Here is a 22088-nt window from a genome sequence, read left to right as displayed (position 1 = left end):
AACCGGTCGCTGCGCTCCTCCCCGCTCCGCGGGGAGCACCCTCCGCTGCGCTCCGGGTGCTAAAGGAACACGGTCGCTGCGCTCCCTCCCCTGCTCTGCAGGAGTACCCTCCGCTGCGCTCCGGGTACTAAAGGAACACGGTCGCTGCGCTCCTCCCCGCTCTGCGGGGCTTCTCCGCTGCGCTCCGAGAAGCAAAAGAAACCGGTCGCTGCCTCAGCCCTGTGCTGCGCCTCGGGGCTGGAAATGCAGCACAGGGGTGAGGGTTAGCGGACGGGCTTTTGGGTGTGTTTTCGGGATCTGTAGGTGAGGTTGGGTGATGCAGCATGTGGAATTAGGGGGACGTTGCCACTGGTTCCAGTAGGTCGGGCATGGGGGCGCCAGCTGAGTCACTTGCTCTTACTGCTGCCCAGTTCACGTCGTAGCCCTCGCACCAGAGGTTGGCTACGAGGTCTTCCAGGCCCTGGCGTGGGGGCTGGTCTCGGTGAGATGCCGTCAGGATCTGGGTGTCGGTGGCGTTGTGGGCGTTCAGGGTCTGTTGGACGGAGTACATGGCGACTGGGTGCGGGGTGACCTCGACCAGGCGTAGGGGTTGCTGGGCTGTGAGGTGGCGGATGCCTTCCTCCAGGAGGGTGGGCTCGCACATGTTGCGTACCCAGTAGGGCGCGTCGAGGGCGGCGCCTTCGATGAAGCCGTGGGTGACCGTGGACCAGTAGGCGATGTGGGGGTCTCGGGTGGGGAGGGTGCCCAGGCGGCGGATCAGTTCCGGGCCCAGGTCGGTGAGGAGGGGGCTGTGGCCGGCGTAGTCGACGGTGGTGGGGAGGGTGCGGATTCCTCGGGTGGCCAGTTCTCGTTCGGCTTCGGCGACGCCGTCCGGGGTTCCGGAGATGCACACCTGGGTGGGGGCGAGGTGGCTGGCGACGAAGACGCGGCCGCCGCTGTCGGCGCTGAGCTGTTCGGCGTCGGCCAGGGGCATGTCGCAGACGGTGAGGGCACCGTGGCCCGAGGCTCGTTCCTGGACCAGGGCGGACCAGGTGGCGATCAGTCTGGCGCCTTCCTCCAGGGACAGGACGCCGGCGGCGACCACTGCGGCGGCCTCTCCGATGCTCGCTCCCAGGATGAGGTCGCTTCTCAGGCCCCACGCCTGGAGGGTGCGGGCCAGGGCGGTCTGTACGGAGAAGAGGAGGGGCTGGATCACCTCGGCGGCGGGGAGGGTTTCGCCGTCGTCGGCGAGGAGCTTGTCGATGACCGACCAGCCGGTGACCCTGTGTACGGCACGGTCGCACTCTTCCAGTGTGGCGCGGAACGTCGGCTCGGTCGTCAGGGCGCGGCCCAGGCCCATCCACTGGGGGCCTCCGCCGGAGAAGAGGAAGGCCAGGGCGGGGAGTTTGCCGGTGGTGGGCAGGGGGCGGGTCTCCAGCCGGGCGAGCAGGTTCTTCCGGAGGTCTTCGGTGTCGGCGGGGCCGTCCGCGACGGCTACGGTCCTGTGGCGGCCGGAGCCGTGGACCGCGGGCAGCGTGGCCGGGTCCAGGGCGCCTGTACGCAGCCGCTCGGCTAGGTCGTGCACGGTGGCGCGCAGGTGCTCTTCGGTGTCGGCGGCCACCGGCAGGAGGAGACGGCGTTCCGGAGCGGGGCCGGTGGTCGGTGGAGCTGATGTGGGTACGGGTGCGGGTGCGGTCTCGATGCTCGCGGTACTGGTCATGTACTCCCCCTCGGTCATGCGGTCATCCCGGTCATCCGGATGCGGTGAAGGCATACGGCGCGCGGCGCGCAGACCGCTCCCGGTGTCGTTCAGCGGTCTCGGTGGGTGATCAGTTCGGCGAGGGTCAGCAGGCCGCGGGTGGCTTCGGGGTGGAGGCCGGCTTCGCGTAGCTCTGCTCTGGCGCGCTCCCACTGGTTTGCGGCCTCGTGCTCCGCCCAGCGCCTGCCGCCCGCCTCCTCGACGAGCCGGGCGGCCAGGGCGACCTCGGCGTCGTCCATCGGGGCGGGGCGGCGGTAGAGGTCGGCGAGGCGGCTGCCGGCGGCCGTGCCGCTGTGCAGGGCGGCCACCACGGGGAGGGACTTCTTGCGGCGGCTCAGGTCGGTGCCGGTGACCTTGCCGGTGGCCCGTGGGTCACCCCAGATACCGAGCAGGTCGTCGACCAGTTGGAAGACCATGCCCACGTGGTGACCGAAGCCGCGCAAGGCACTGACCTGGGCGGTCGTGCCTTCGGCCGACAGGGCGCCGAGGGCACAGGCTCCGGCGAGGAGGGAGGCGGTCTTGCCCGCCGCCATCGTCAGGCACTCCTGGAGCCCGACGTCCTCGCGGCTCTCGAAAGCCATGTCCGAGCCCTGCCCCGCGACCAGGTCGAGGAGCGCCTGGCAGAGTTCCCGGGTCGCGGAGGCTCCGTCGGGCGGGGGCGGGGCGCTCGCCAGGACGTCCAGGGCAAGGGCGAGCAGTGCGTCGCCGGCGAGTACGGCCTGGGCCTCGCCGAAGACGGTCCATGCCGTGGGGCGGCCGCGCCGGGTGCGGTCCCGGTCCATCAGGTCGTCGTGGAGCAGGGAGAAGTTATGGACCAGTTCCACGGCGGCGGCGCCGCTGAGCGCCTGGTCGGCGGGGCCGCCGACGGCCTGGGCTGCGGCGAGGACGAGGGCTCCGCGGACGCCCTTGCCCCAGCCGTCCTGTGCGGGGGTGCCGTCCGCGTCGCACCAGCCGAAGTGGTAGCGGGCGACCGTGCGTACCGGTTCGGCCAGCCGTTGGACGGCGCTTTCGAGGCGGGGGCCGGTGAGCTGCCGGTAGCGGCTCAGCAGGGCCCACGCGTCGGCCGTGCCGGGGGCCAGTATGACGGTCACCGGTCCGCTCCTATGAGGGTCCGCTCGATGTACTCGGCGGGGAGGACCTGGGGCTCGGTGGCGGTCTGGTAGCGCTTGGTCCGCCTCGACCAGTCGAGGTTGCCGCGTATCCAGGTCCGCATGCCGGAGAGGTAGGGGGTGAGGAGCGCGGTCCGGCCGGGGTAAGCCGCCAGGAGCGACTCCTCGGCGGCCAGGAAGAGCTCGGTCTCGGCGGAGGTCTCGGCGCACACCTGGGCCAGGGCGGTTTCCCGGTCGAGGCCGCGGTGGTACTCCGCGAGGTAGGCGAGGTTGTGGACCTCGCCCAGCGAGCGTTCCTTGTCGAGGGAGTACACGTCGTTGGTCCAGCAGACCACGTTACAGGCGGCGTTCAGCGCCGCGGTGAACTCCGGGCTGTCGTAGAGCTCCTCGGGAACATCGAGGTGTTCGACGATGTCGATGAGGTCCATACAGACGTAGATGGCGCCGGTGTGCCGCCTGTTCTCGATATACGTCGCCTCATCGGGGACGATGCCACGGATGCGGTTGCCGCCCTCCCACACCGTGGCCGTGAGCAGGCAGTCCTCGAGGTGCTGGATGAACCGGCGGCGCCAGTGAGCAGACGCTCCGGAAGCGGTACGCTGCCAGAGGTCGGCCAGGGAAGCGACCGCCGGCGGAAGGACGCCCGGCACACCGGCGTGAAGAAGGAAGAGACTCGCACCACCATCGCCGGCAGCGGCACGCCTCGCACCACCGAGACGACCCGCACCTTCGACTCCTACGGCATGGTCGACTCCGTCTCCGAGAGTGGCGACACCGCCAAGACGGGGGACGAGCGGTGCACCACCACTGATTACCACCGCAACACCGGCATCAACCTGCTGGACCTGGTGTCCGAAACACGAACGGTGGCCAAGCCCTGCGGCACCACGCCTTCGCTGCCAGGCGACCTGATGTCGGCCACCCGCACCTTCTACGACGGCGCCAACGACACAAGCACCGCTCCCACCAAGGGCGATATCACGAAGGAGCAGGAACAGAACGGAGCCGGGACCGGTTTCGTGACCACGTCCACCGCCGAGTACGACGCCTACGGACGCCAGACCAAGGCCACCGACGCCGCCGGCGCAACGACCACCGTCGCCCACACTCCGGCCACCGGCCAGGAACCGACCAAGACGGTCACCACCAACGACCTCGGACATGTCACGACCGACATCAGCGACCCGCTGCGCAGCGTCACCACGGCCACCGTCGACCCCAACGGCAAGCGCACCGACATGGAGTACGACGCCCTGGGACGTCTGACCAAGGCATGGGAGCCCGCGTGGTCCAAGGCAGACCACCCCAAGACGCCCTCGGCACAGTTCGCCTACAGCGTCACCCGCACCAAGCCCACAGTGACCACCAACAAGACCATCAACCGCAACGGTGAGTACGAGTCATCGTACACCTTCTACGACGGTCTGCTGCGCGAACGCGAGGCCCAGTCGACGGCGCTTGGCACCGGCGGCAAGGGCCGAGTGGTCAGTGAGACGTTCTACGACACACGCGGGCAGGCATGGAAGGCATACAGCCCCTACTACGCGGAGGGGGCACCGACCGCCACCCTGGTCACCGGTGACGACACCAAGGTGCCGGCGGCAACCGAGATCCGCTTCGACGGCGCCGGCCGCACGACCGCCGCGCTCTCGCTGCGCTACGGCGACGAGACGCGCCGTACCACCAGCCAGTACGGCGGCGACCGCACCACGGTCATCCCGCCCAAGGGCGGCACCGCGACCACCACGCTGACCGACGCGCTGGGCCGTACGACCGAGAAGCGCTCCTACACCGACACCGACCGCAACGACTACCTGGCCACCAAATACACCTACAACACTCGCGGATACCTCGCGAAGATCACCAACCCGAGGGGCACGGAGTGGACCTGGGTCCATGACCACCGGGGCCGCCAGACCGAGTCGGTCGACCCGGACAAGGGCCGCAGCAGCACCACCTACGACACCTCCGACCGGCCGGTCAGCGTCACCGACGCTCGCGGCACCACCCTGACCACTGTTTACGACACCCTGGGCCGTGCCACCCAGCTAAAGGAGGGCAACACCCTGCGCGCGGCCTGGTCCTACGACACTGTCGCGAAGGGCCAGCCCGCCGACGACACCCGATACGTCGACGGCAAGCCGTACTCCACCAAGATCAACAGCTACGACGACCGATACCAGGTCACGCAGTCCACGACGACTCTGCCGTCCTCGGCAGGGGATCTCGCGGGCAGCTACAGCTGGAAGTTCGGCTACAACGCTTACACCGGCGCCACGGAATGGGTACTGCACCCGGCCATCGGCAACCTGCCCTCCGAACGGGTGACCACGGTCTACGGCGAAGGCGACTTGCCGGTCAAGACCACCGCCGGACAGGTCACCCTGGTCAACAACACGGCTTACGACGTCTTCGCCCGGCCCGTGCGTACCGAGTACGGGGTCCTGGGCCGCAAGGTCTACAGAACCAGCGAATTCGACGAGCACACCGGGCTGCTGAACCGCCGGACCATTGACGGCGACGTGGCCCTGCGCATCGACGACACCCGGTACGGCTACGACCCCGCCGGCAACGTCACCCGCGTCTCCTCCACCGCGGGCCAGGGCGACTCAGCGAGCACCGACACACAGTGCTTCGACATCGATTCCCTGCGGCGCCTCACACAGGCGTGGACGACCAAGGACCCGAAAGACGCCTGCAACGGCGCACCAAGCGCCGGCACGGTCGGGGGCCCGGACTCGTACTGGCACACCTACAGCTACGACGACGCCGGCAACCGCACCAAGCAGGTGCAGCACGCCACCGGCGGTACCGAGACCGTGACCAGCGCCTACACCACACCCGGACCGGGCGAGGCCCGGCCTCACTCACTGAGCAGCGTCACCACCGCCGGCGGCAGCGACGCGGGCACGGAGTCCTTCGACTACGACAAGGCGGGCAACACCACGACCCGGACCGGAGGCAGCCATGACCAGGCCCTGGACTGGGACCCAGAGGGCCACCTGCAGAAGATCACTGAGAACGGCAAGACTACGGAGTACCTCTACGACTCGTCCGGCAACCGTATGCAGACCAAGCAGGCCGACGGCTCGGCCACGGCATACCTGCCCGCCGGCAACGAACTGACCGTCACCCCGGCCGGCGCAAAGGAGGCCACGCGTTACTACATGCACGACGGCGAGACCGTGGCCGTGCGCAACGCGTCGGGCTTCTCGTTCCTCTTCGGCGACCACCAGGCAACCGCGCTGACCGCCGTCGCCTTCGGTGTCGGTCAGACTGTGACCCGTCGTAAGCAGCTGCCCTTCGGCGGCTCACGGTCATCCACCGGTTCGGCAGACTGGCCCGGCGACCGAGGGTTTCTCGGCGGGACCAGCGACCCCACCGGATACACACACCTCGGCGCTCGTGAGTACGACCCGGCCACCGGTCGTTTCCTGTCGGTCGACCCCCTTTTCCTGGCGGGCGACCCGACCCAGCACAATGGCTACCAGTACGGAAACAACAACCCCACCACTTTCGCCGACCCCACGGGCGAAGCGTACGAAGAGTGCGTCTCAGGCCAGTACCACTGCTCGAACGGCAGAACCGGCGGAACCGGCAACGTCACCAAGGTGGAATTCGGCAAAAACTACGAAAAGCAGACACGGGCAGTCGGCGGGAAGGTCTCGAAGAACTACTACACGCAGCAGGCCACCGGCGTGAAGTTCACCTACGTAAAGGGCCGCGGCACCACCAAGTACACCGCCTCCCAACTCAGCGCCGGGGAAAAACGCCGCCGCCAGGCGGATGCCGAACACAAGCGGCATCTGGCCGAACTCAAGAAGCAGCGCGAGGATGCCGAACAGCAGGCAAAGAACAACGAGAAGGAGGCCGGCTTCTGGAAGAGCACTTTCGGCACCTGGGACGGGTGGAAGAACAGAGTGCTTCCCGCTGCTGGTTTCGCTGCGTGTGTCTTCGCCACTGTGGGAGGTTGCATGATTGTAGGGGCAGGCATTGCCGGAACATCGTTTGCGATCACAGGAATCAAGGACGACTCCTGGGAATGGGCCACCCTGGGGAAGAATCTGGCCTGGGTCGGGGCGGGTGGCGGATCAGCCTACAAGCTTGCCCGCAAAATGGGAGCCTCAAAACATGATGCCGTCTGGGGTTGGCCATTCGTGAAGAACACGCGGAGCTATAAGACAAAGGTTCCTGGTGAGGTAGGCGTCGGAGGCGGGCGACGAGTCAGGGTTACCGAAGTTCACCGCGACTGGGGGGCAACCGGCGGGAATCTGTCCATCAATGCAGGATTCAATTTCGGATTCTGCAGTGCTGGATCGTACAGTGCAGGAAACCTGGTCAATGTCTGCTGAGAGCCGTGCAGGGGATCGTGTGGTGAAGCTCCAAAGGGTAAGTTGGAAATTTCTTCGCTGGATACCTGCGGTCGGCTTCTCGGGGGCGGCCGCCGCAACGGCGGTAAAACTCTCCAGCGACATGAGTGATCCGAACCTGTGGGCCGCCCCAGGAGCAATGTTGGGGACGCTCGCAGTCATGAGCCGGATTGCCAGTTCTCATATTCTTCTACTCAAAGACAGTTTGATCATCGCCAATCCGATTAGCTCCTGGGAAATCCCCTACCGGGTCATCAAGGTAGTGGGATTGAGTCCCGGCGGCACGGTTGCGATAATAGTCTCGGGAGGAAAAGAGTTCCATGCGGCCTCCTTTGGCGGGTCATTGCTGGACCGCTTCTTCAAGACCTCTGAACGGGTAGTTCCAGAGATTCAGCAGCATATTGCCGCGAACAAGCAGAAAGGCGTTTCGCGGCGGCCTATCGCTGCGAGCGAAGCGGCAAAAGATGCGGCAAGAACGGTCAAGCGAACCCTCGTGAGGCGGGACTGGGTGGCGGACATCGCTTTTCTCCTCGGTATCGTTCTCATGCTCACGGGAGCGATGGTAAACGCCTTCGGCAATTGATCTCCGCTTCCCGGGCCCCACCTGACCGCTAAATTGCGGGCGCGCATCTTCCAGCGGGCGACCCGACCCAACCTCAGGGTGGTCGGGCCGCCCGCTTGTGCACATTGAAAAATGCCAAGGCTCGCACTGCTAAGACCTCCCTACCTCGATATGCCCTCGTCGACAAATCTCGGGGGGTGTTATACCGCATACGCCGAACAGAGGATTTACACAATGAATGGCTGGGGCGCATTTCGGTACGGATGCGGGTTTTTCGGGATAGGTGCCGGATCTGGAATACTGGTCATTGCGCTAGGCGCAAGCTTTCTCGGTCCGGGAGTGGCCCGGGACGCGGCCGGCTTGATCGGGATACTTCTGGGACTTTTCGGATTGATTGGTGGAGTCGCGGGGGCGGTCATCGCAGAAGGGTGGCGGAATCGCGACGTAAAGATCGTTAGTGAAATCCCTGGTGCGGGCTTTACACTCCAGTCCGGACGACGACCTGTGTTTCTGTGGTCTGGAATTCTTGGCTTGGTCCTGCTCGGACTGAGCCTGACGGGCACTCATTTGTCTACACATGACCCGCAGATAGACTTGAAAGTGGTGAGGGAAGAGCTCGATGGCAGGTGCGACGTGGCTTGGAACGCGCCGTGGGACGGTGAACTGCGCAAATCCGAGTTTCAGTGCGACCCGAACCGCGACCCCATCCTCAGCGACTGGGAGACAGCGTTCGTCGTCTCTTACGGACCACGGAAGGGCGAGCTCTATCAGGGTGGGGAAGTGCACCCGTCATCCCAAGGAGAGTTCATCGCAGGCGCTGCCGGACTATCCGTGATTGGTCTCTCCATGTGCGGCGGAGGCTGGCGAATGATTGTCAGGGCAGGGCGACGGTAGGGCAGATAGAGCCTCGAACTGTACGTCGGCTGCAGGGTGGGGTTGGCACCTGGGCCGTTGCCGTTGCCGTTGGGATGGTCCGCTCATGAACGCCAGGTATCGTGGGGCTGGTTGTGCAAGCAGACCGCCTCTCAGGCGCTGGTGCTGCAGGTGAGGATCGTGTTGGCATGCACGGAGGGCCGGTCGAACGCGAGGGTCACTGACGACCCTGGATGCCTTGCGGGTGGCGGAGTCGCATCGGCGATATAGCGCAGTGTTGTCTCGATCACGGCATGGTCGGCGTACTCCTGGTTCTCCTCGACGGGGCGGCCCTCGTCGTGCATGTGGGTGAGCCGAGAGCCCCGGAAGACGATTTGCCACTGACAACCGTGAAACCAAGACCCGGAATCTGGCCTGGCGCCGCTGTGCCGACGGTGACAACGCCACCCGCCACTGCCGAGTTGGCTGGACCTCGGCCCGGCGTCACGTCGTTGATGGTGGGGTCGTTAGTGCTCTGACCGCATAGGTTCGCCGGGTTGGCGGTCGCAGCGGTTGGATGGGCGGTGATGTCCGATCCGACTGCTGGAGGTGCGGTGGCCGAGCCTGTCCGTGTGCGCAGACTGACCGACCAGGACGGGCAGCGGCTGCAGCAGATCGTGCGGCGGGGCAACACCAGCTCGGTGCGCTACCGGCGCGCGATGATGCTGTTGGCCTCGGCCGGCGGGAACCGCGTGCCGGTGATCGCCCAGCTGGTGGCGGCCGACGAGGACACCGTGCGCGACGTCATTCACCGCTTCAACGAGATCGGCCTGGCCTGTCTGGACCCTCAGTGGGCGGGAGGCCGTCCCCGCCAACTCAGTCTTGAGGACGAGGACTTCGTCGTTCAGACGGCCACCACCCGCCCGGCCAAGCTCGCCCAGCCCTTCACCCGCTGGTCGATCCGCAAGCTCGCCGCATACCTCCGCAGAGTCCACGGGCGGGTGATCCGCATCGGTCGCGAGGCCCTGCGCTGCTTGCTCGCCCGACGCGGCGTCACCTTCCAGCGGACCAAGACCTGGAAAGAGTCCACCGATCCTGACCGCGATGCCAAGCTGGACCGGATCGAGCACGTCATGGACCATTTCCCTGACCGCGTTTTCGCGTTCGACGAGTTCGGGCCGCTCGGCATACGCCCGACCGTCGGATCCTGCTGGGCCGAGCAGGGCCGGCCCGACCGGGTCCCGGCGATCTACCACCGCACCCACGGCGTGACCTACTTCCACGGCTGCTACTCCATCGGCGACGACACCCTCTGGGGTGTCAACCGCCGCCGCAAGGGCACTACCAACAGCCTGGCCGCGCTCAGGTCCATCCGTGCTGCCCGCCCCGACGGCGCCCCGATCTACGTGATCATGGACGACCTCTCCGCCCACAAGGGCGCCAAGATCCGCCGGTGGGCGTGGAAGAACAACGTCGAGCTGTGCTTCACCCCGACGAACGCCTCCTGGGCCAATCCGATCGAGGCGCACTTCGGGCCGCTGCGGCAGTTCACCCTGGCCAACTCAAACCACCCCAACCACACCGTTCAGACCCGCGAGCTGCACCGCTATCTGCGCTGGCGCAATGCCAACGCCCGCCACCCCGACCTCCTGGCCGCCCAACGCCGCGAACGAGCCCGCATCCGCAGCCAGAAGGGCCTCCGTTGGGGCGGCCGACCGTTGGCGGCGGCCTGAGGCTTCCCGCCATGACGGCCTACTCGGCCGTCTCCTCGGGAGGAAGACGAGTGATCTTCTTTCCCGCTTCGGTCTCGACCAGGGTCAACGCGCCAATCCAGTTCCCGTCTTCGGGATACTCCCAGTTGGCCGCGTCTTCGAGAATCGCCGGAAGCTGATCACGAGGCACCAGCTCGCCGGACTGGACGCCGTTCTCCCCGGAGGGGGAGGTCCACGGCGCGAGTCGGCGGACCTCGATCCACCCACGATCGATGAGAGCGAGCAAGACTCCCGCCAGCTCGTTGACCGGTCGGGACTGGTCGGCTTCGTCGAGATCTCCCCAGACACCAGCCAGGATGTCGATCTCATAAGAATTGACCATGAAGGCTTCTTCAGACTTGGTCAATGCGTCCCGCTCTTGCTTGCTCACTCAGCAATCGTCGCAGAGCCGGGGCACGACAGTCTGCTACACCACCGACCGGCCTCCCAACTCGGAGCTCACCCTGACCGCCCGGACCCGGTGAACCTTCGCGGTCACAGCACTAGGCACTGTCCGGCGGATCATGTGACTTCCCGACCGGTCGCTCGTTGGTTGGGGCATGGGTCGGGGGGATCTGACGAATCGCGAGTGGTCGCTGCTGGAGCCGCATCTGCCTTCGCCGGGCGGTCGGGGCGGCCGGTGGAACGATCATCGGACCGTGCTCAACGGGATCCTGTTCCGGGTCCGCACCGGTGTTCCGTGGCGTGACCTGCCGGAACGCTATGGCTCGTGGAAGACCGTCTACGAGCGGCATCGCCGCTGGTCGGCGGATGGCACCTGGGACCGGCTCCTGCAGGCGGTCCAGGCCGACGCCGACCTCGCCGGGCGGATCGACTGGAGCATGGTCGGCGTCGACTCGACGTCCTGCCGGGCCCACCAGCACGCGGCCGGCGCCCGCAAGGCCAGGCCGCGGGTCCCGAAAAAAGGACGACGCCCCGGCACCACCGCCCCGATGAGGGACTCGGACGGTCCCGGGGCGGTCTGACCTCCAAGATCCACCTCGCCGGTGAAGGCGGCTGCCGCCCCATGGCTCTACTGATCACTCCAGGGCAGTGGGGTGACGCCCCGCAGATGATCGAGGTCCTGGACCGGATCCGGGTTCCCCGCCCGCTGGTCGGGCGGCCCCGGACCAGGCCCGGCCATGTCAGCGGCGACAAGGCCTACAGCTCCCGCCGAAATCGCCGCTACCTGCGAAGACGGCGCATCAAGCACACGATCCCCGAGCCGAGGGACCAGCGGGCCAACCGTCGGCGCAGAGGCAGCGCTGGCGGCAGACCCGCCGGCTTCGACCGCGAGCGCTACCGGCGGCGCAACGAGGTCGAACGGACCATCAACCGACTCAAGAACTCCCGCGCGGTCGCCACCCGTTACGACAAGCGGGCCTACGTCTTCCACGGCACGGTCACCGCAGCGGCAGTCCGCTTATGGCTCCGCCCATGATCCGCCGGACAGTGCCTAGCGACGAAGCTCAACTTCTAAGGGAGGCTGGCCACTTCGTGCGCTGGGCCCTCGCCCAGAGGATCGCCCGGGACCTCAGCTTCCCGGCCGTGAAGTGGAACGGCCCATCCCAGGCCATGGACGACGATGCCCGCTGAGCCACCGCCCGTCGTCTGCTGCACGACGACACCATCCGGACCGAAGACCGCCTGGCTGGCCTGTTGTTGCTCCTCTATGCCCAGTGGCCAGCGGCGATCTCCCGGCTGACCACCGCGCACGTCGAGAAGACGGACGGGGCCGTCCGCATCCGCCTCGGCGACGTCGCGGTCACCTTGCCCGGCCCCATCGCCGAGCTGGCCCTGGAACAGGTGGCCGCCCGCCGCAGCCACGCGGTCCTCGCCCAGACCGACTCCCCCTGGCTCTTCCCCGGCGGCCAGCCGGGCCGACCGATCAGCGCCTGGGCCATGGGCGAAAGGCTCCGCAAGCTCGGCATCCGGCTCGCCGAGACGCGTCCTCGCCCGCACCCTCGGCATCCACATCAGCGTCGCCGTCAAATTGCAGCGAGCCGCCGCCGGAGACTGGGGCGCCTACGCCGCCGAGGTCAGCCGACGCTCAGCCCCGCTCACCAACCCCTCCGCTCACGACACAGAACAGGGCACCCCATGACCACCTCGGACCTCTCATCCGGCTGGCTCGCCAACTGGCAACACGAGATCAGCGCCATGCTCCAGCAGACCCTCGCCCACTTCGAGACCGCCTACGGCTACCCAGCAGGCGACAACGACGTTCTCGTGGCCGACGACCAAAGCCGAGCCATGGCCGCGCGACTGGAAGATGTCGCCGTCCCCGCGGCCCTGGTCATCTTCTACTCCTCAATCGCCGAGCTGCAGCTGCCCGATATCGACCACGGATACTTCATCCATTCGCCCGACCTTGTGCTCGACCACCTCGCCGCATACGGACCAGTGCGCCTGGCTGACGATCGCACCGGCATCGTGTTCGGCAGCGACGGCAGAGGCATCCTCTTCGCTCTCGATCAGAGCGGGCAGGTTCACCGATCCACCACAGCGTCATGGTTCGACGAGTTCGAGCTCGCAGCCCCGTCCCTGACCCCGTTCCTCGAACGGCTCCATCGAGCCACCGCGGTCTTCACCGACGAGACCAAGCGCCACTCTGCCATCGAACGCAGCTGATCGACCCCGCCGATGGGTACCGCGCACGAGGCATTCCAAGAGTTCCAATACCCGACTCCACCATCAGCGATCTACCCCGAGGACGTCATCACCCACCACCGGGCCTTCATCGCCTGCCGCCGTTCACTGCGGCCCAGCGAGGAGTACCGCGAACCCACTGCCCAGGAGTGGCGCGACTTTCTGGACCACTTCGAACTGCGGAAGGTCGCCCTGGGTGTGTGCGCACGCGACTTCGGCGCCCCGTGCGTCCACGAGCACGCCTGCATCCGCTGCCCCGCCTTGCGGCCCGACCCGGCGCAGATGCCCCGGCTGCAGGAGATCCACGCCAAGCTGGGCGACCGGCTCAGCGAGGCCAAGGAACAGGGCTGGCTCGGCGAGGTCGCAGCAATCGAGGCGAGCCTCGCCGCCGCCGAACAGAAGCTCACCACGATGCGCGACGTCGCCGCGCGGCACACCACCGTCCACCTCGGTATGCCCGACTTCCGCAGCAGTGCCGGACGCCTTGATCTCGAGCTGTGACGGTGGTGCCCGCTTCGCGTCAGTAGCGTCTGTCGAGGACTTCAACCAAGCTGCGGAGCTCGCGAGCCCGTCGTCGGGACATCGACAGCATCACTGCTTCGAGGTGCTCACGGGCCTGCCAGGGGTCTCCGCAGCAGGACCATTCCGTGCAGCCGCCGCTCTCGTAGTCCCACAAGCGACGGTTCGGCTGGTGGACGAAGCTGCGCCAGCGCACCATGGCCGACCCGATCGAGCCCGGCCGCAGGTACTTCTTTTGGCGTTCTATCCGTCGAACTTCAGCGAGTGCTGCCGAGGACAGACCATGGATGGTCGTGATGTCGTCTTGCATCCGGGGCCGGCGCGAAAGCTCGGTACGGACGCCGCCAGGCCGTCTACGCGGCATCGGCCTTTCTGGTGATCGTCATGTCGGCCATCTTCCCACCAACTGCCGTCGGCCGACCAGACCGGGGCCAGCTCCACGCTCCTGCGGGCGCCCTCTGGCATTTCATCAGCGGCGCACGACACGCCCTGCGAGCCGCCGCTGTGATCCTTCACAACCACTACTCGCAGTGAGGAAGACGTCGGCAACTACAACCTCGCCCCTGCGCTGGACGAGTTCGGATAACTGATCGTTTCAGAATGAGGTTCGCAGGCGGCGGAGGCATATGAGGCTGCAGGCCAGTTCGAGCAGGCCTTGGTGAAGATGGGCGCGTCGCTCGTAGCGGATGCGGAGCCGTTTGAACTGGTGCAGCCAGGCGAAGGCGCGCTCGACCACCCAGCGCACCTTGCCCAGTCCTGAGCCGTGGGCGACACCGCGTCGGGCGATCACCGGTTTAACGCCGCGCTTCCACAGCAGGCGGCGGTACTTGTCGAAGTCGTAGCCCCGGTCGGCATACAGACGCCGGGGTTTTCGGCGGGGGCGTCCTCGCAGACCCCGGATCGGTGGGACCGCGTCCAGCAGAGGCAGAAGCTGGGTGACGTCGTGCCGGTTGCCGCCGGTGAGTGTGACGGCCAGCGGAGTTCCGTGGCGGTCGACGATCACATGATGTATTGAGCCGGGACGGGCGCGGTCGACGGGCGAGGGCCCGGTGTGATCCCCCCTTTGAGAGCCCGGACATGGGACCCGTCCACGGCGCAGTCGTCCAGGTCCAGCAGGCCGGCGCGGCGCAGCTCACTCAGCAGGATGGCGTGCAGGCGGGGCCAGACACCGGCCTCGGTCCAGTCCCGCAGCCGGCGCCAGGCCGTCACCCCCGAGCAGCCCACGGTCTCCGCGGGGACGTCGCGCCAGGCGACACCGGTCCGCAGCACATACATGACGCCGGCGAGTGCCGCCCGGTCGGGAACACGCAGCCGTCCGGGGTAACGGTGGCGCCGTTCAGGAGCACGTGGCAGCAGCGGAGCAACCCGCTCCCACAGGTCGTCAGGAACAAGATCAGCACGCATCCCGGACACACTGCCGACCAAGATCGCCGAGCACAAGACCCGCAGCCAAACTCATTCTGAAACGATCAGAAGGCGCGGTCAGGCGAAAGCGGCTGCCGGGAGCTCTGCCTCCGTCTCCTCCCAGGAGAGGTGGATGCCGAGTTCACTCTCCAGGAACCGCAGGAACGCGACATCGCCCAGCTCGTCACCAACGTCCCGGTAACCGAGCGACACCTCGGCCGGAACGCCGTCCGTGAGGTGCGGCAGGCCAGGCTCGAAGGATGTCACCGCATCGCCGCGGTACGCTTGGCTGACGCGGCTGAAGCCCTTCGCGCTGCGGTGCACGCAGAACGCACGCCCCCGCTCGGACAGCGCGGCGAGGTACTGGCCCGTCCGGCACCCGAACTCCTCCAGCGCGTACGCCCAGCCACCGGCCGAGCCCGCTCGGACGATGGTGCCCGGAGGAGCGGGCAGAAAGCCGGTGCTTGTCAGCCGGCCGACTGCTGTTTCGTCCTCCCAGTCCAGGAAGGCGAGCTCACTGACGTGGTCCTCGCGGGCCCTCAGCAGCAGCTCGTACGCAGCGGAGCGCGTGAGAGGGACGATGTGGCGGTCCTGCGCGCCGACGTGGCGCAGGAGTTCGTACGGCGAGAGGCCCTCGCCGAGGGTGAGCGTGAAGCCGGCGCTGTAGGCATCGGCCAGCCAGCGCAGCCCGTTCTCCGTGTATTCCCTCTCCATCGAGGCGCCCTTTCACCACGGTGGCCGCCGTGATGCCGGCCTTCGGGACAGAACCTACGTCGCGTACCGACATCCCCTTCCGGCAGACCGGCCGTATCCCGACGCGGCGAGGGAGGACGGCTCACTGGGCAACTGCCCTGGCGCGCGCCGTCGACCGTCGGGCCGCGGTCTGCGCGAGCCTCCCTGTGCCGGATACGCGCCGGATGGGTATGGGTAAGGGAAGAGGCACGCGGCGCCGACAACGGTCGGGCAACGGACGGGGGAGAGCCATGGGCGGGAATGGATCACGCTGGTTCAGGAGGCGGAAAGCCGGACGGCGGGGCGGGGGCGACGGAAGCCGTGACCAGGAGAAGCCGTTCACCGTCACCTCGTCCACCAAGCAGGACGGGACGGTCGTGATCGACGTGTCCCTGGGAGCCGCCATGTCCATGGCCCTGCTGTACGAACAGGCCCTGCAGGAACTTGGCCCCACCGACCCGGCGACGTGGGAACGTGGCACGGCTTACGCACGGCGGCTGATGAAGGACGGCCTCTTCGACGACGCCGTCGAGGTCTACCGCGACGTGTTGGCCGGGCGCCGGTCGGCCCTCGGCGCGGACCACCCGGACGCCTTGGCCACGGGTCACAGCCTGGCCTTCGCCCTGTGGACGCGCGGTTCGTACGAGGAGGCCTGCGAGGTGCAGCGCGCGGTCCACTCCGCGCGGCGGCGTGTGCTGGGCCCGGACGATCAGGACACCCTGACCAGTGGTGCCAACCTCGCCGAGACGCTGGTGAGGACCGGCCGGCCGGCGGAGGCCCGGGAGGTGCTGCAGGACGTGGTGGCCCGGCTGCGGCGGACCCAGGGGCCACACGCTCCGGCCACCGGGGCGGCTCTGACGGTGCTCTCCAGCGTGCTGCACGACCTGGGGCTCACCGAGGAGGCCGAACGGGTCTGCGCGCAGGCGGCGGAGGCGATCGTCCGGGCCGAGGGACCGGTGTCGGAGCGGGCCGTCCAGGCGCGCAGCAACCACATCACGGCGTTGCTGGGTGTGGGCCGGGCCGGAGAGGTGCTGGCGGATTCCCGGTCGCTGGTGGCCGACGCGGAGCGGGCGCTCGGGCCGGACGCGGCGGTGACGCTGCACGCGCGGCACGGGCTGGCGGACGTACTGCGCCGGGTGGGGCGGCTCGCGGAGGGTGTGCCGCTCCTCGCCGAGACGGTCGCCGGTTACGCCAGGACCGTGGGGGCGGATCATCCGGCGACGCTGCACGCTCACGCCCAACTCGCCGACTGGCTGGCAGCGTCCGGCGAGCGCGAGCGCGCGGTGCGGGAGGGGCGGGCCTGTCTCGCGGGCATGGAGCGGACGCTGGGGCCCGAGCATCCCGACACCGACGCGATGCGGCGGTTGCTGGCCGTGATCAGGACGGGCGGTGGCTGACGGCCCGAGAGGCGGGGTGCCTCACGGACCGGTGTGCAGGTGGGCCGCCCACAGGGTGGGTGCCAGGGGGTAGCGCCTCCGCAACTCGCGCACTGCCTCGTGCAGTGAGGCGGCCGGGCCCTCCACGGCGCAGGTGGCGTAGAAGTGGCGCACGATCTCCAGGGAGGCGGCGTCGTCCACCTCCCACAGGGTGCCCACGACGTGGCGGTACCCGGCGAGCTGGAAGGCCCCGGTGATGTGCACTGCCTCGTCGGCCAGCCCGGGCGAGCTGCGGGTGGTGGAGCACGCCGACAGGAAGGCCAGGCCGGCGTGGTCGAGGGCGAGCGCGGAGAGGTCGGCCACGGTCAGCGGCCGGTCGGCATGGTCGTGGACGAGCAGTCTGCTCTCGGCCGGGTCCTCGCCGTCGGCGACGGCGTGGCAGACGATGTGGGCGTGGTCGGCGGCGGCGAGGCCCGCGAGGACGCGTTCCCGGGTGGCGAGGGCTCCGGCCGTAACGCGCGCACCGGGCAGTGCCGCCGCGGCGATCTCCGCCTCGGCGTCCGCCGCCGGGAGGTCCGGGTGCCCGCCGGGCGTACGCGCCATCGCCACCACGCAGGAGCGGACGGCGCCGGACGGGGCGGCGGGCCCGGACCGGGTGCGTAGCAGCGCCTCGACGGTGGGGGTGTAGGAGGAGACCACCCGGTCCAAGACGCCCTCCCCGTCGGAGGACTGGGCGGCGTGCAGGGGGAGGAACGCCATCGGGCCGGTAGGACACCACCACAGCCGCGGCCAGGGCCGGCCCTCCGGGTGGGGTCCGTGGCCGAGCCGGTGCAGGACGGGTCCGGCGGTGGTCCGCCACAGCCAGTCGAGGAGATCGCGCACGGTCTCCTGGGCGGCCAGCCGGTCGCGCACCCCCGCCCGCGGGTCGTGGGCGCGGCGGACCGCCTCCGCCAGGAGCGTGGCGTTGGCCGCGGCCTCCTCGAAGTCCAGTCGGGGCAGGGGCAGTACGTCGAGCCGCCCCCGGCGCAGGATGAGCGCGTCACTGCGGTACCTGGTGGGCACGACCAGCACCACGGGTTCGTCGCCGACGGCGGCCAGCAGTTCGGCCGCCCGCGCCGGGCGGAGGAAGTCGGCCAGGCCGGGCAGGGAGCGGATGTGGGCGATCAGCCGGTCCCACTCCGCCTCCCGGTCGCGGGCGGTGTCTCTCGCCGTGAGGCTGTGTGCGTGGGCGGGTGGTTCGGGCGCGTCCGCCTCGCGCCGCAGCCGCAGGTACGCGCGGGCCGCCTCCGGGTCCGTGCGCTGGAGCGCGGCCAGACCCGCGCCGGGGACGGTGCGGCGGCCGAGCAGCACGCCGCGCCCCTGCTCCAGCAGTTCCAGTGCTCGTTCGGGCTGTCCGGCGAGGAGGGCGCAGGCGGCGGCCGAGGTGGCCGCCCCGGAGGTACCGGCCAGGTCGTGGTGCTGGTCAACGCGGAGACGGTCGCGGGAAGCGAGGCGCGGGAGGAGCGCCACGGCCTCGGCCAGGGCGTCGGCCGCCCCGCGCCAGTCGGCGAGTCCGGCGAGGGCGTGACCGTGCAGGGCGTGCGCCTCGACCCGGCGGTGGACGGGCACCGCCCGCACACCCGCCGCCCCGGCCGCGACCTCGGCCGCGCGCCGCAGGAGCGACGCCTCACCCGTGTGCTGGTGCTCGGCTCGCAACGCCTGCACCAGGGAGACCCGGGTCGCCGTCTGCGCGGGGTGGCCGGTGGGGAAGGCGGCCAGCGCCTCCTCCAGCAGCTCGATGCTCTCGTGCAGGTCGGCACGGTCAGCGAGGGCGTCGTACCGCTTGCGCAGGGCGTACGCCAGACCGTCGACGTAGGGGCGGCGGGCGCTCGGTCCGCCCGGACACTGGGCGAGGGCGCGGCGGTGGTACCCCACCGCGTGGTCCAGCGCCTCCCGGCTCCCGGTGCGCCGGTGCGTGTGTTCCAGGACGACGGCGAGGCTGGCCGCGGCCACCGGCTGGTCGGGGTGGCTGGGCGGCAGGGCGTCACGCATGGCGCCGAACGCTTGCCCGGCCCGGCCGAGCAGGTCGAGTTCGCCAGTACGGTGGTACACGCTCATCAGTGTGTTGCCGAGGCTGTGGAGCAGTTCGGGCGGCACACCCCTCGAAGGGGCCGCCGGCACGAGGGTGAGTACCTCCAGCGCGGCTCGGGCGTCCGCGGCGTGGCGGGTGCCCTCGGCCCTGTCGAGCAGACATCCGGCGAGCGCGACGGCCGTGGGGACGCGGTGGCTCCCCTCCGACACCGTCCACGCCTGTTGGAGCAGGTCGATCGCCTCGTCCAGGTCCGCTCGTTCACGGTCCAGCCCGTGGCGCAGGCGCAGCGCGGCGGCGAGTCCTCCGAGCGCGGGCACCAGGTTGGTCCGGTCGCCGGCCACGGCGGCGAGAGCCTCGCGTCCCCGGCGCACGGCCAGTTGGAGAAAGGCGGGGTCTTCGTCGAGGCCGAAGCGGGTACGGCAGACCTGGCCGGCCGTCGCCAGCAGGGCAGCCCGGCCCCAGTCCTGTTCGGGCCGGTGGGCGACGACCGTGTCCAGCAGGAGGAGCACGGAGTCGAGTCCGCCGGTCCGGCCCAGCCGGGTGGCGCGGGCGATCACCGCGTCGGCGAGGGAGACCGCGCGTCCGACCGCTTCGTCCGCCTCGGGCGGGGTGCGGTGGCAGGCACGCTCCAGCACCATCACCGCCTCTTCGAGATCCTGTGCCGCCCTGGCCTCCTCGTACCGGGCGAGCAGGGCGGCTCCGAGGCCGGCGAGGGCCAGCGCGTGGCGGGAGTCCGGACCGGGGTGGGCGCCCAAGGCGTCTCGCCAGGCGGCCACCCGCTCCCCCGGCCCGCGCGAGCCGTCCGTCCCGTTGGCGTCCTGGTGGTCCAGCCCCTCAGCGCGGGTCAGCAGCCACTCCGGCCGCCGCGGGTCGGTGGGCGGGACCAGGGAGGCGGCCCGGCCATACAGCTCCAGGGCCTCGGCCAGGTCCGCGCGGTCACCGCGTGCTCGGTGGCGGGCGCGGAGCACCTCCGCGGCGCCCGCGAGCTCCTCGGGCCGGGCGGGGCGGTCGGCGGCGGTGAGCAGGCGGCGGTACGTCCCTACGGACTCGTCCAGTTCGCCCGTTCCCCCGTGGTGGTACAGGGCGTCGGCGAGAGTCGCCAGGCACATCGCGGCCAGCTCCGGATCGTCCGGGGCCTCGTCGAGGGCGGCCCGCGTCAGCGCCACCGCCTCCTCGGCGTGGCTCCGGTCGCCGCCGAGCCGTCGGCGCAGCAGGGCGATCGCCGCAAGGTTCTGCAGGATGCCGGGCCGCGCCTCGGCGACGACGTGCGGGAGCACCTCGCGCAGCAGGGACTCCGCCTGCTCCAGTGGCGCCCGTTCACCGGTTGTCAGGTACTGCTGGAGCAGTTCGACGGCCGCCAGGTGTCGTGCGCTGACCGAGTCGTGACGCATGCTCTCTCCTGGTCTCGCCCGGCGGCGCCGGGCGCCACTACGCTGGCGGCGCACGCGTCGGTGCCTGCCGCGCTTGGTCCTGGCGGGTCCGCCGCCGGTGGAGGGGATGATGAGAAGCGCATGATCCGACGCGAGGACCCGGCTCGGCGTCTCGGGGACGCCACCGCGGCTCAACTATCACGTATGTGCGACGACTTGGTCGAGGCCGCGGCGCTCCTCGGCCCCGAGGCCGACGAGGCGCTGGCCCGGCTGCGGGCACCGGATGTGCCGGAGGAGCGGATTCTGGCGGAACTGGCGCATCTGGGGGAGTTGATGCGCCGTCACGGGCTGGTCGGCGGCGGCTCGGTGGGCCGGGGTGAGGCGGACCCCGGGGGCACCGCGTACCAGTCGCTTCCCGGCCTCGGGCCGGGCCGGCCGCTGGAGGAGGTGTACGTCTGCCCCGCCGGCCTGTGCGACCGTGTGGAGATCCCGCGACCGGGGGAGGCGGCGCGCCCCCTGTGCGCGGTGTGGGCATGCCCGCTGCGCCGGTTCCGCACGGACCGCCTCGCGCCCGGCGCCGACGGCTCGCGCAGCCGGCATCCGCGTCCCCGGACAGACCGGTGACCGCCTTCCTCACCTCGCTGGGCGGGAAGCTGGCGGAGCGGTGGCTCGCCGGGCTGATGCTGCCGGGTGTGGTGTTCGTGTGCGGGGTCGTGGCGGGAACCGGACTCGGCCACGGGCACGCGCTGGACCACGGTGCCCTGCGGGACACGGTGGACCGGTTCGCCGCCTCCCAGGCGGGCCGCTCCGGGGGCACGCTGCTGCTGCTCGCCGTCGCGACGATCGTGGCGGCGGTGGCCGTCTCGGCGTTCGTACGCGCCCTGGGGGAACTGGTGGCCCGGCTGTGGACCGGTCCGTGGGGCCGGGCCGGAGCGCCGCTGACCCGGCGACGCGTGCGCGCGTGGCGGGCGGCTGCCCGGCGCTACGAGGACGGGCTGCGCGCCAAGGCCCGCGTCCTGCTGGGCACCCGCGCCCCGGCGGCGCTGCCCGACACCGTGGCGCTGTCGGCGGCCCGGGACCGGATCGCGTTGACCGAACCACGGCTTCCCACCTGGATGGGGGACCGTGTGCTGGCCGTGGAGGAGCGCGTACGGACCGCCTACGACCTGGATCTGGCCACGGTGTGGCCACGCATCTGGCTGACCCTGGGCGAGGAGGTCCGCGCCCCGCTGAGCCTGGCGCAGGCGGACTTCACCGGCGCCGCCCGCTGCGCAGCCTGGGGGACGCTCTACCTCGGCCTCGGTATCTGGTGGTGGCCCGGCGCCCTGGTCGGCGCCGCCACATGGGCGGTCGCCTGGTGGCGGGGGCGGGCCGCGGTGGAGTGCCTGGCCCAGCTGGTGGAGTCCGTGGTCGACCTGCGGGTGGGTCAGCTCGCGCTCGCGCTCGGCCGCCAGGTGGCAGGACCGTTCACGCCCGCTGACGGTGCCTCGGTGACCCGCATCCTGCGCAAGGGCTACTGAAGCGGATCGCCCCCGCCGAATGCTCCGCCCAACCGGAGACCGGACGACTTTCCTACTTCGCCGCC

Annotated in this window: 18 protein-coding genes; 9 read left to right on the top strand and 9 right to left on the bottom strand. The window is 69.6% G+C overall.

Annotation, left to right across the window (positions count from 1 at the left end):
- Positions 1 to 331: 331 nt before the first annotated feature.
- The 3 genes from OIM89_RS29820 to OIM89_RS29810 form a co-directional block, all read right to left on the bottom strand.
- Complete coding sequence (locus OIM89_RS29820) at positions 332 to 1699, bottom strand: acyltransferase domain-containing protein (protein ID WP_175458391.1); 1368 nt, start codon at positions 1697 to 1699, stop codon at positions 332 to 334.
- Positions 1700 to 1788: 89 nt separating this feature from the next.
- The gene (locus OIM89_RS29815; RefSeq protein ID WP_051727311.1) at positions 1789 to 2829 is read right to left on the bottom strand and encodes a polyprenyl synthetase family protein; all 1041 of its coding nucleotides are present in this window, start codon (positions 2827 to 2829) and stop codon (positions 1789 to 1791) included.
- Complete coding sequence (locus tag OIM89_RS29810; protein WP_226964857.1) at positions 2826 to 4010, bottom strand: terpene synthase family protein; 1185 nt, start codon at positions 4008 to 4010, stop codon at positions 2826 to 2828. Before OIM89_RS29810 ends, OIM89_RS29815 begins: the two co-directional genes overlap by 4 nt.
- Before the next feature lie 75 nt (positions 4011 to 4085).
- Here OIM89_RS29810 and OIM89_RS29805 point away from each other — a divergent pair, with 75 nt between their 5' ends.
- Both OIM89_RS29805 and OIM89_RS29800 read left to right on the top strand, forming a co-directional pair.
- The gene (locus OIM89_RS29805; protein ID WP_226965599.1) at positions 4086 to 7199 is read left to right on the top strand and encodes an RHS repeat-associated core domain-containing protein; all 3114 of its coding nucleotides are present in this window, start codon (positions 4086 to 4088) and stop codon (positions 7197 to 7199) included.
- A complete protein-coding gene (locus OIM89_RS29800) occupies positions 7189 to 7800 on the top strand; it encodes a hypothetical protein (protein WP_153054927.1) in 612 nt (203 codons plus the stop codon). Before OIM89_RS29805 ends, OIM89_RS29800 begins: the two co-directional genes overlap by 11 nt.
- A gap of 1004 nt (positions 7801 to 8804) precedes the next feature.
- On the opposite strand, the gene OIM89_RS29795 is transcribed toward OIM89_RS29800, so the two are convergent.
- Positions 8805 to 8996 carry a hypothetical protein gene (locus OIM89_RS29795; RefSeq protein ID WP_226964858.1) on the bottom strand — a complete coding sequence of 64 codons (192 nt, stop codon included), beginning with the start codon at positions 8994 to 8996 and terminating at the stop codon, positions 8805 to 8807.
- A gap of 249 nt (positions 8997 to 9245) precedes the next feature.
- On the opposite strand from OIM89_RS29795, the gene OIM89_RS29790 reads away from it, so the two are divergent.
- Complete coding sequence (locus OIM89_RS29790) at positions 9246 to 10364, top strand: IS630 family transposase (protein WP_319643960.1); 1119 nt, start codon at positions 9246 to 9248, stop codon at positions 10362 to 10364.
- A gap of 19 nt (positions 10365 to 10383) precedes the next feature.
- Here OIM89_RS29790 and OIM89_RS29785 read toward each other — a convergent pair whose 3' ends face one another.
- The gene (locus tag OIM89_RS29785; RefSeq protein WP_226964860.1) at positions 10384 to 10773 is read right to left on the bottom strand and encodes a hypothetical protein; all 390 of its coding nucleotides are present in this window, start codon (positions 10771 to 10773) and stop codon (positions 10384 to 10386) included.
- Positions 10774 to 10942: 169 nt separating this feature from the next.
- Here OIM89_RS29785 and OIM89_RS29780 point away from each other — a divergent pair.
- Positions 10943 to 11823 (top strand): IS5 family transposase gene (locus OIM89_RS29780; protein WP_151168484.1). Its coding sequence is split into 2 segments (ribosomal slippage): positions 10943 to 11303 and positions 11303 to 11823, totalling 882 coding nucleotides; the frame shifts between segments, so codons are not numbered across the junction.
- 35 nt (positions 11824 to 11858) lie between these two features.
- Here the strand turns inward: OIM89_RS29780 and OIM89_RS29775 are convergent.
- On the bottom strand, positions 11859 to 12209 hold the full coding sequence (locus OIM89_RS29775; protein ID WP_226964862.1) for a hypothetical protein: 351 nt from the start codon (positions 12207 to 12209) through the stop codon (positions 11859 to 11861).
- Positions 12210 to 12482: 273 nt separating this feature from the next.
- Between OIM89_RS29775 and OIM89_RS29770 the strand changes: the two genes are divergently transcribed.
- Both OIM89_RS29770 and OIM89_RS29765 read left to right on the top strand, forming a co-directional pair.
- Positions 12483 to 13013, top strand: coding sequence for a hypothetical protein (locus OIM89_RS29770; RefSeq protein WP_226964863.1), 531 nt, complete (start codon positions 12483 to 12485; stop codon positions 13011 to 13013).
- 12 nt (positions 13014 to 13025) lie between these two features.
- Entirely contained in the window at positions 13026 to 13532 is a 507-nt protein-coding gene (locus OIM89_RS29765; protein WP_226964864.1) for an integrase, read from the top strand.
- 613 nt (positions 13533 to 14145) lie between these two features.
- Here the strand turns inward: OIM89_RS29765 and OIM89_RS29760 are convergent.
- Positions 14146 to 14954 (bottom strand): IS5 family transposase gene (locus OIM89_RS29760; RefSeq protein ID WP_226964865.1). Its coding sequence is split into 2 segments (ribosomal slippage): positions 14146 to 14615 and positions 14615 to 14954, totalling 810 coding nucleotides; the frame shifts between segments, so codons are not numbered across the junction.
- Between the two features lie 78 nt (positions 14955 to 15032).
- On the bottom strand, positions 15033 to 15668 hold the full coding sequence (locus OIM89_RS29755) for a DUF6461 domain-containing protein (RefSeq protein ID WP_226964866.1): 636 nt from the start codon (positions 15666 to 15668) through the stop codon (positions 15033 to 15035).
- A gap of 395 nt (positions 15669 to 16063) precedes the next feature.
- Between OIM89_RS29755 and OIM89_RS29750 the strand changes: the two genes are divergently transcribed.
- Positions 16064 to 17083, top strand: a complete 1020-nt coding sequence (locus OIM89_RS29750) for a tetratricopeptide repeat-containing protein (RefSeq protein WP_226964867.1) — start codon at positions 16064 to 16066, stop codon at positions 17081 to 17083.
- A 21-nt stretch (positions 17084 to 17104) separates the two neighbouring features.
- Here the strand turns inward: OIM89_RS29750 and OIM89_RS29745 are convergent, their stop codons facing one another.
- Entirely contained in the window at positions 17105 to 20524 is a 3420-nt protein-coding gene (locus tag OIM89_RS29745; RefSeq protein ID WP_226964868.1) for a CHAT domain-containing protein, read from the bottom strand.
- A gap of 183 nt (positions 20525 to 20707) precedes the next feature.
- On the opposite strand from OIM89_RS29745, the gene OIM89_RS29740 reads away from it, so the two are divergent.
- On the top strand, positions 20708 to 21127 hold the full coding sequence (locus tag OIM89_RS29740) for a hypothetical protein (RefSeq protein WP_264491761.1): 420 nt from the start codon (positions 20708 to 20710) through the stop codon (positions 21125 to 21127).
- Positions 21124 to 22023 carry a hypothetical protein gene (locus tag OIM89_RS29735; RefSeq protein ID WP_264491760.1) on the top strand — a complete coding sequence of 300 codons (900 nt, stop codon included), beginning with the start codon at positions 21124 to 21126 and terminating at the stop codon, positions 22021 to 22023. Before OIM89_RS29740 ends, OIM89_RS29735 begins: the two co-directional genes overlap by 4 nt.
- Positions 22024 to 22088 lie beyond the last annotated feature (65 nt).

This window comes from Streptomyces sp. BI87 (assembly GCF_025957665.1).
GTDB classification, from domain to species: domain Bacteria; phylum Actinomycetota; class Actinomycetes; order Streptomycetales; family Streptomycetaceae; genus Streptomyces; species Streptomyces albidoflavus.
Note: the sequence above shows the minus strand (reverse complement) of the source record. Positions and strands in the feature narration are given on the sequence as shown.

What these genes read in the sequence shown, in the direction of transcription:
- OIM89_RS29755 (WP_226964866.1), bottom strand. Translation starts at nt 15,668, where the DNA reads ATGGAGAGGGAATACACGGAGAACGGGCTGCGCTGGCTGGCCGATGCC.
- OIM89_RS29820 (WP_175458391.1), bottom strand. Translation starts at nt 1,699, where the DNA reads ATGACCAGTACCGCGAGCATCGAGACCGCACCCGCACCCGTACCCACA.
- OIM89_RS29765 (WP_226964864.1), top strand. Translation starts at nt 13,026, where the DNA reads ATGGGTACCGCGCACGAGGCATTCCAAGAGTTCCAATACCCGACTCCA.
- OIM89_RS29800 (WP_153054927.1), top strand. Translation starts at nt 7,189, where the DNA reads ATGTCTGCTGAGAGCCGTGCAGGGGATCGTGTGGTGAAGCTCCAAAGG.
- OIM89_RS29770 (WP_226964863.1), top strand. Translation starts at nt 12,483, where the DNA reads ATGACCACCTCGGACCTCTCATCCGGCTGGCTCGCCAACTGGCAACAC.
- OIM89_RS29740 (WP_264491761.1), top strand. Translation starts at nt 20,708, where the DNA reads ATGTGCGACGACTTGGTCGAGGCCGCGGCGCTCCTCGGCCCCGAGGCC.
- OIM89_RS29810 (WP_226964857.1), bottom strand. Translation starts at nt 4,010, where the DNA reads ATGTCCGAGGTCGTTGGTGGTGACCGTCTTGGTCGGTTCCTGGCCGGT.
- OIM89_RS29795 (WP_226964858.1), bottom strand. Translation starts at nt 8,996, where the DNA reads ATGCACGACGAGGGCCGCCCCGTCGAGGAGAACCAGGAGTACGCCGAC.
- OIM89_RS29745 (WP_226964868.1), bottom strand. Translation starts at nt 20,524, where the DNA reads ATGCGTCACGACTCGGTCAGCGCACGACACCTGGCGGCCGTCGAACTG.
- OIM89_RS29805 (WP_226965599.1), top strand. Translation starts at nt 4,086, where the DNA reads ATGGAGTACGACGCCCTGGGACGTCTGACCAAGGCATGGGAGCCCGCG.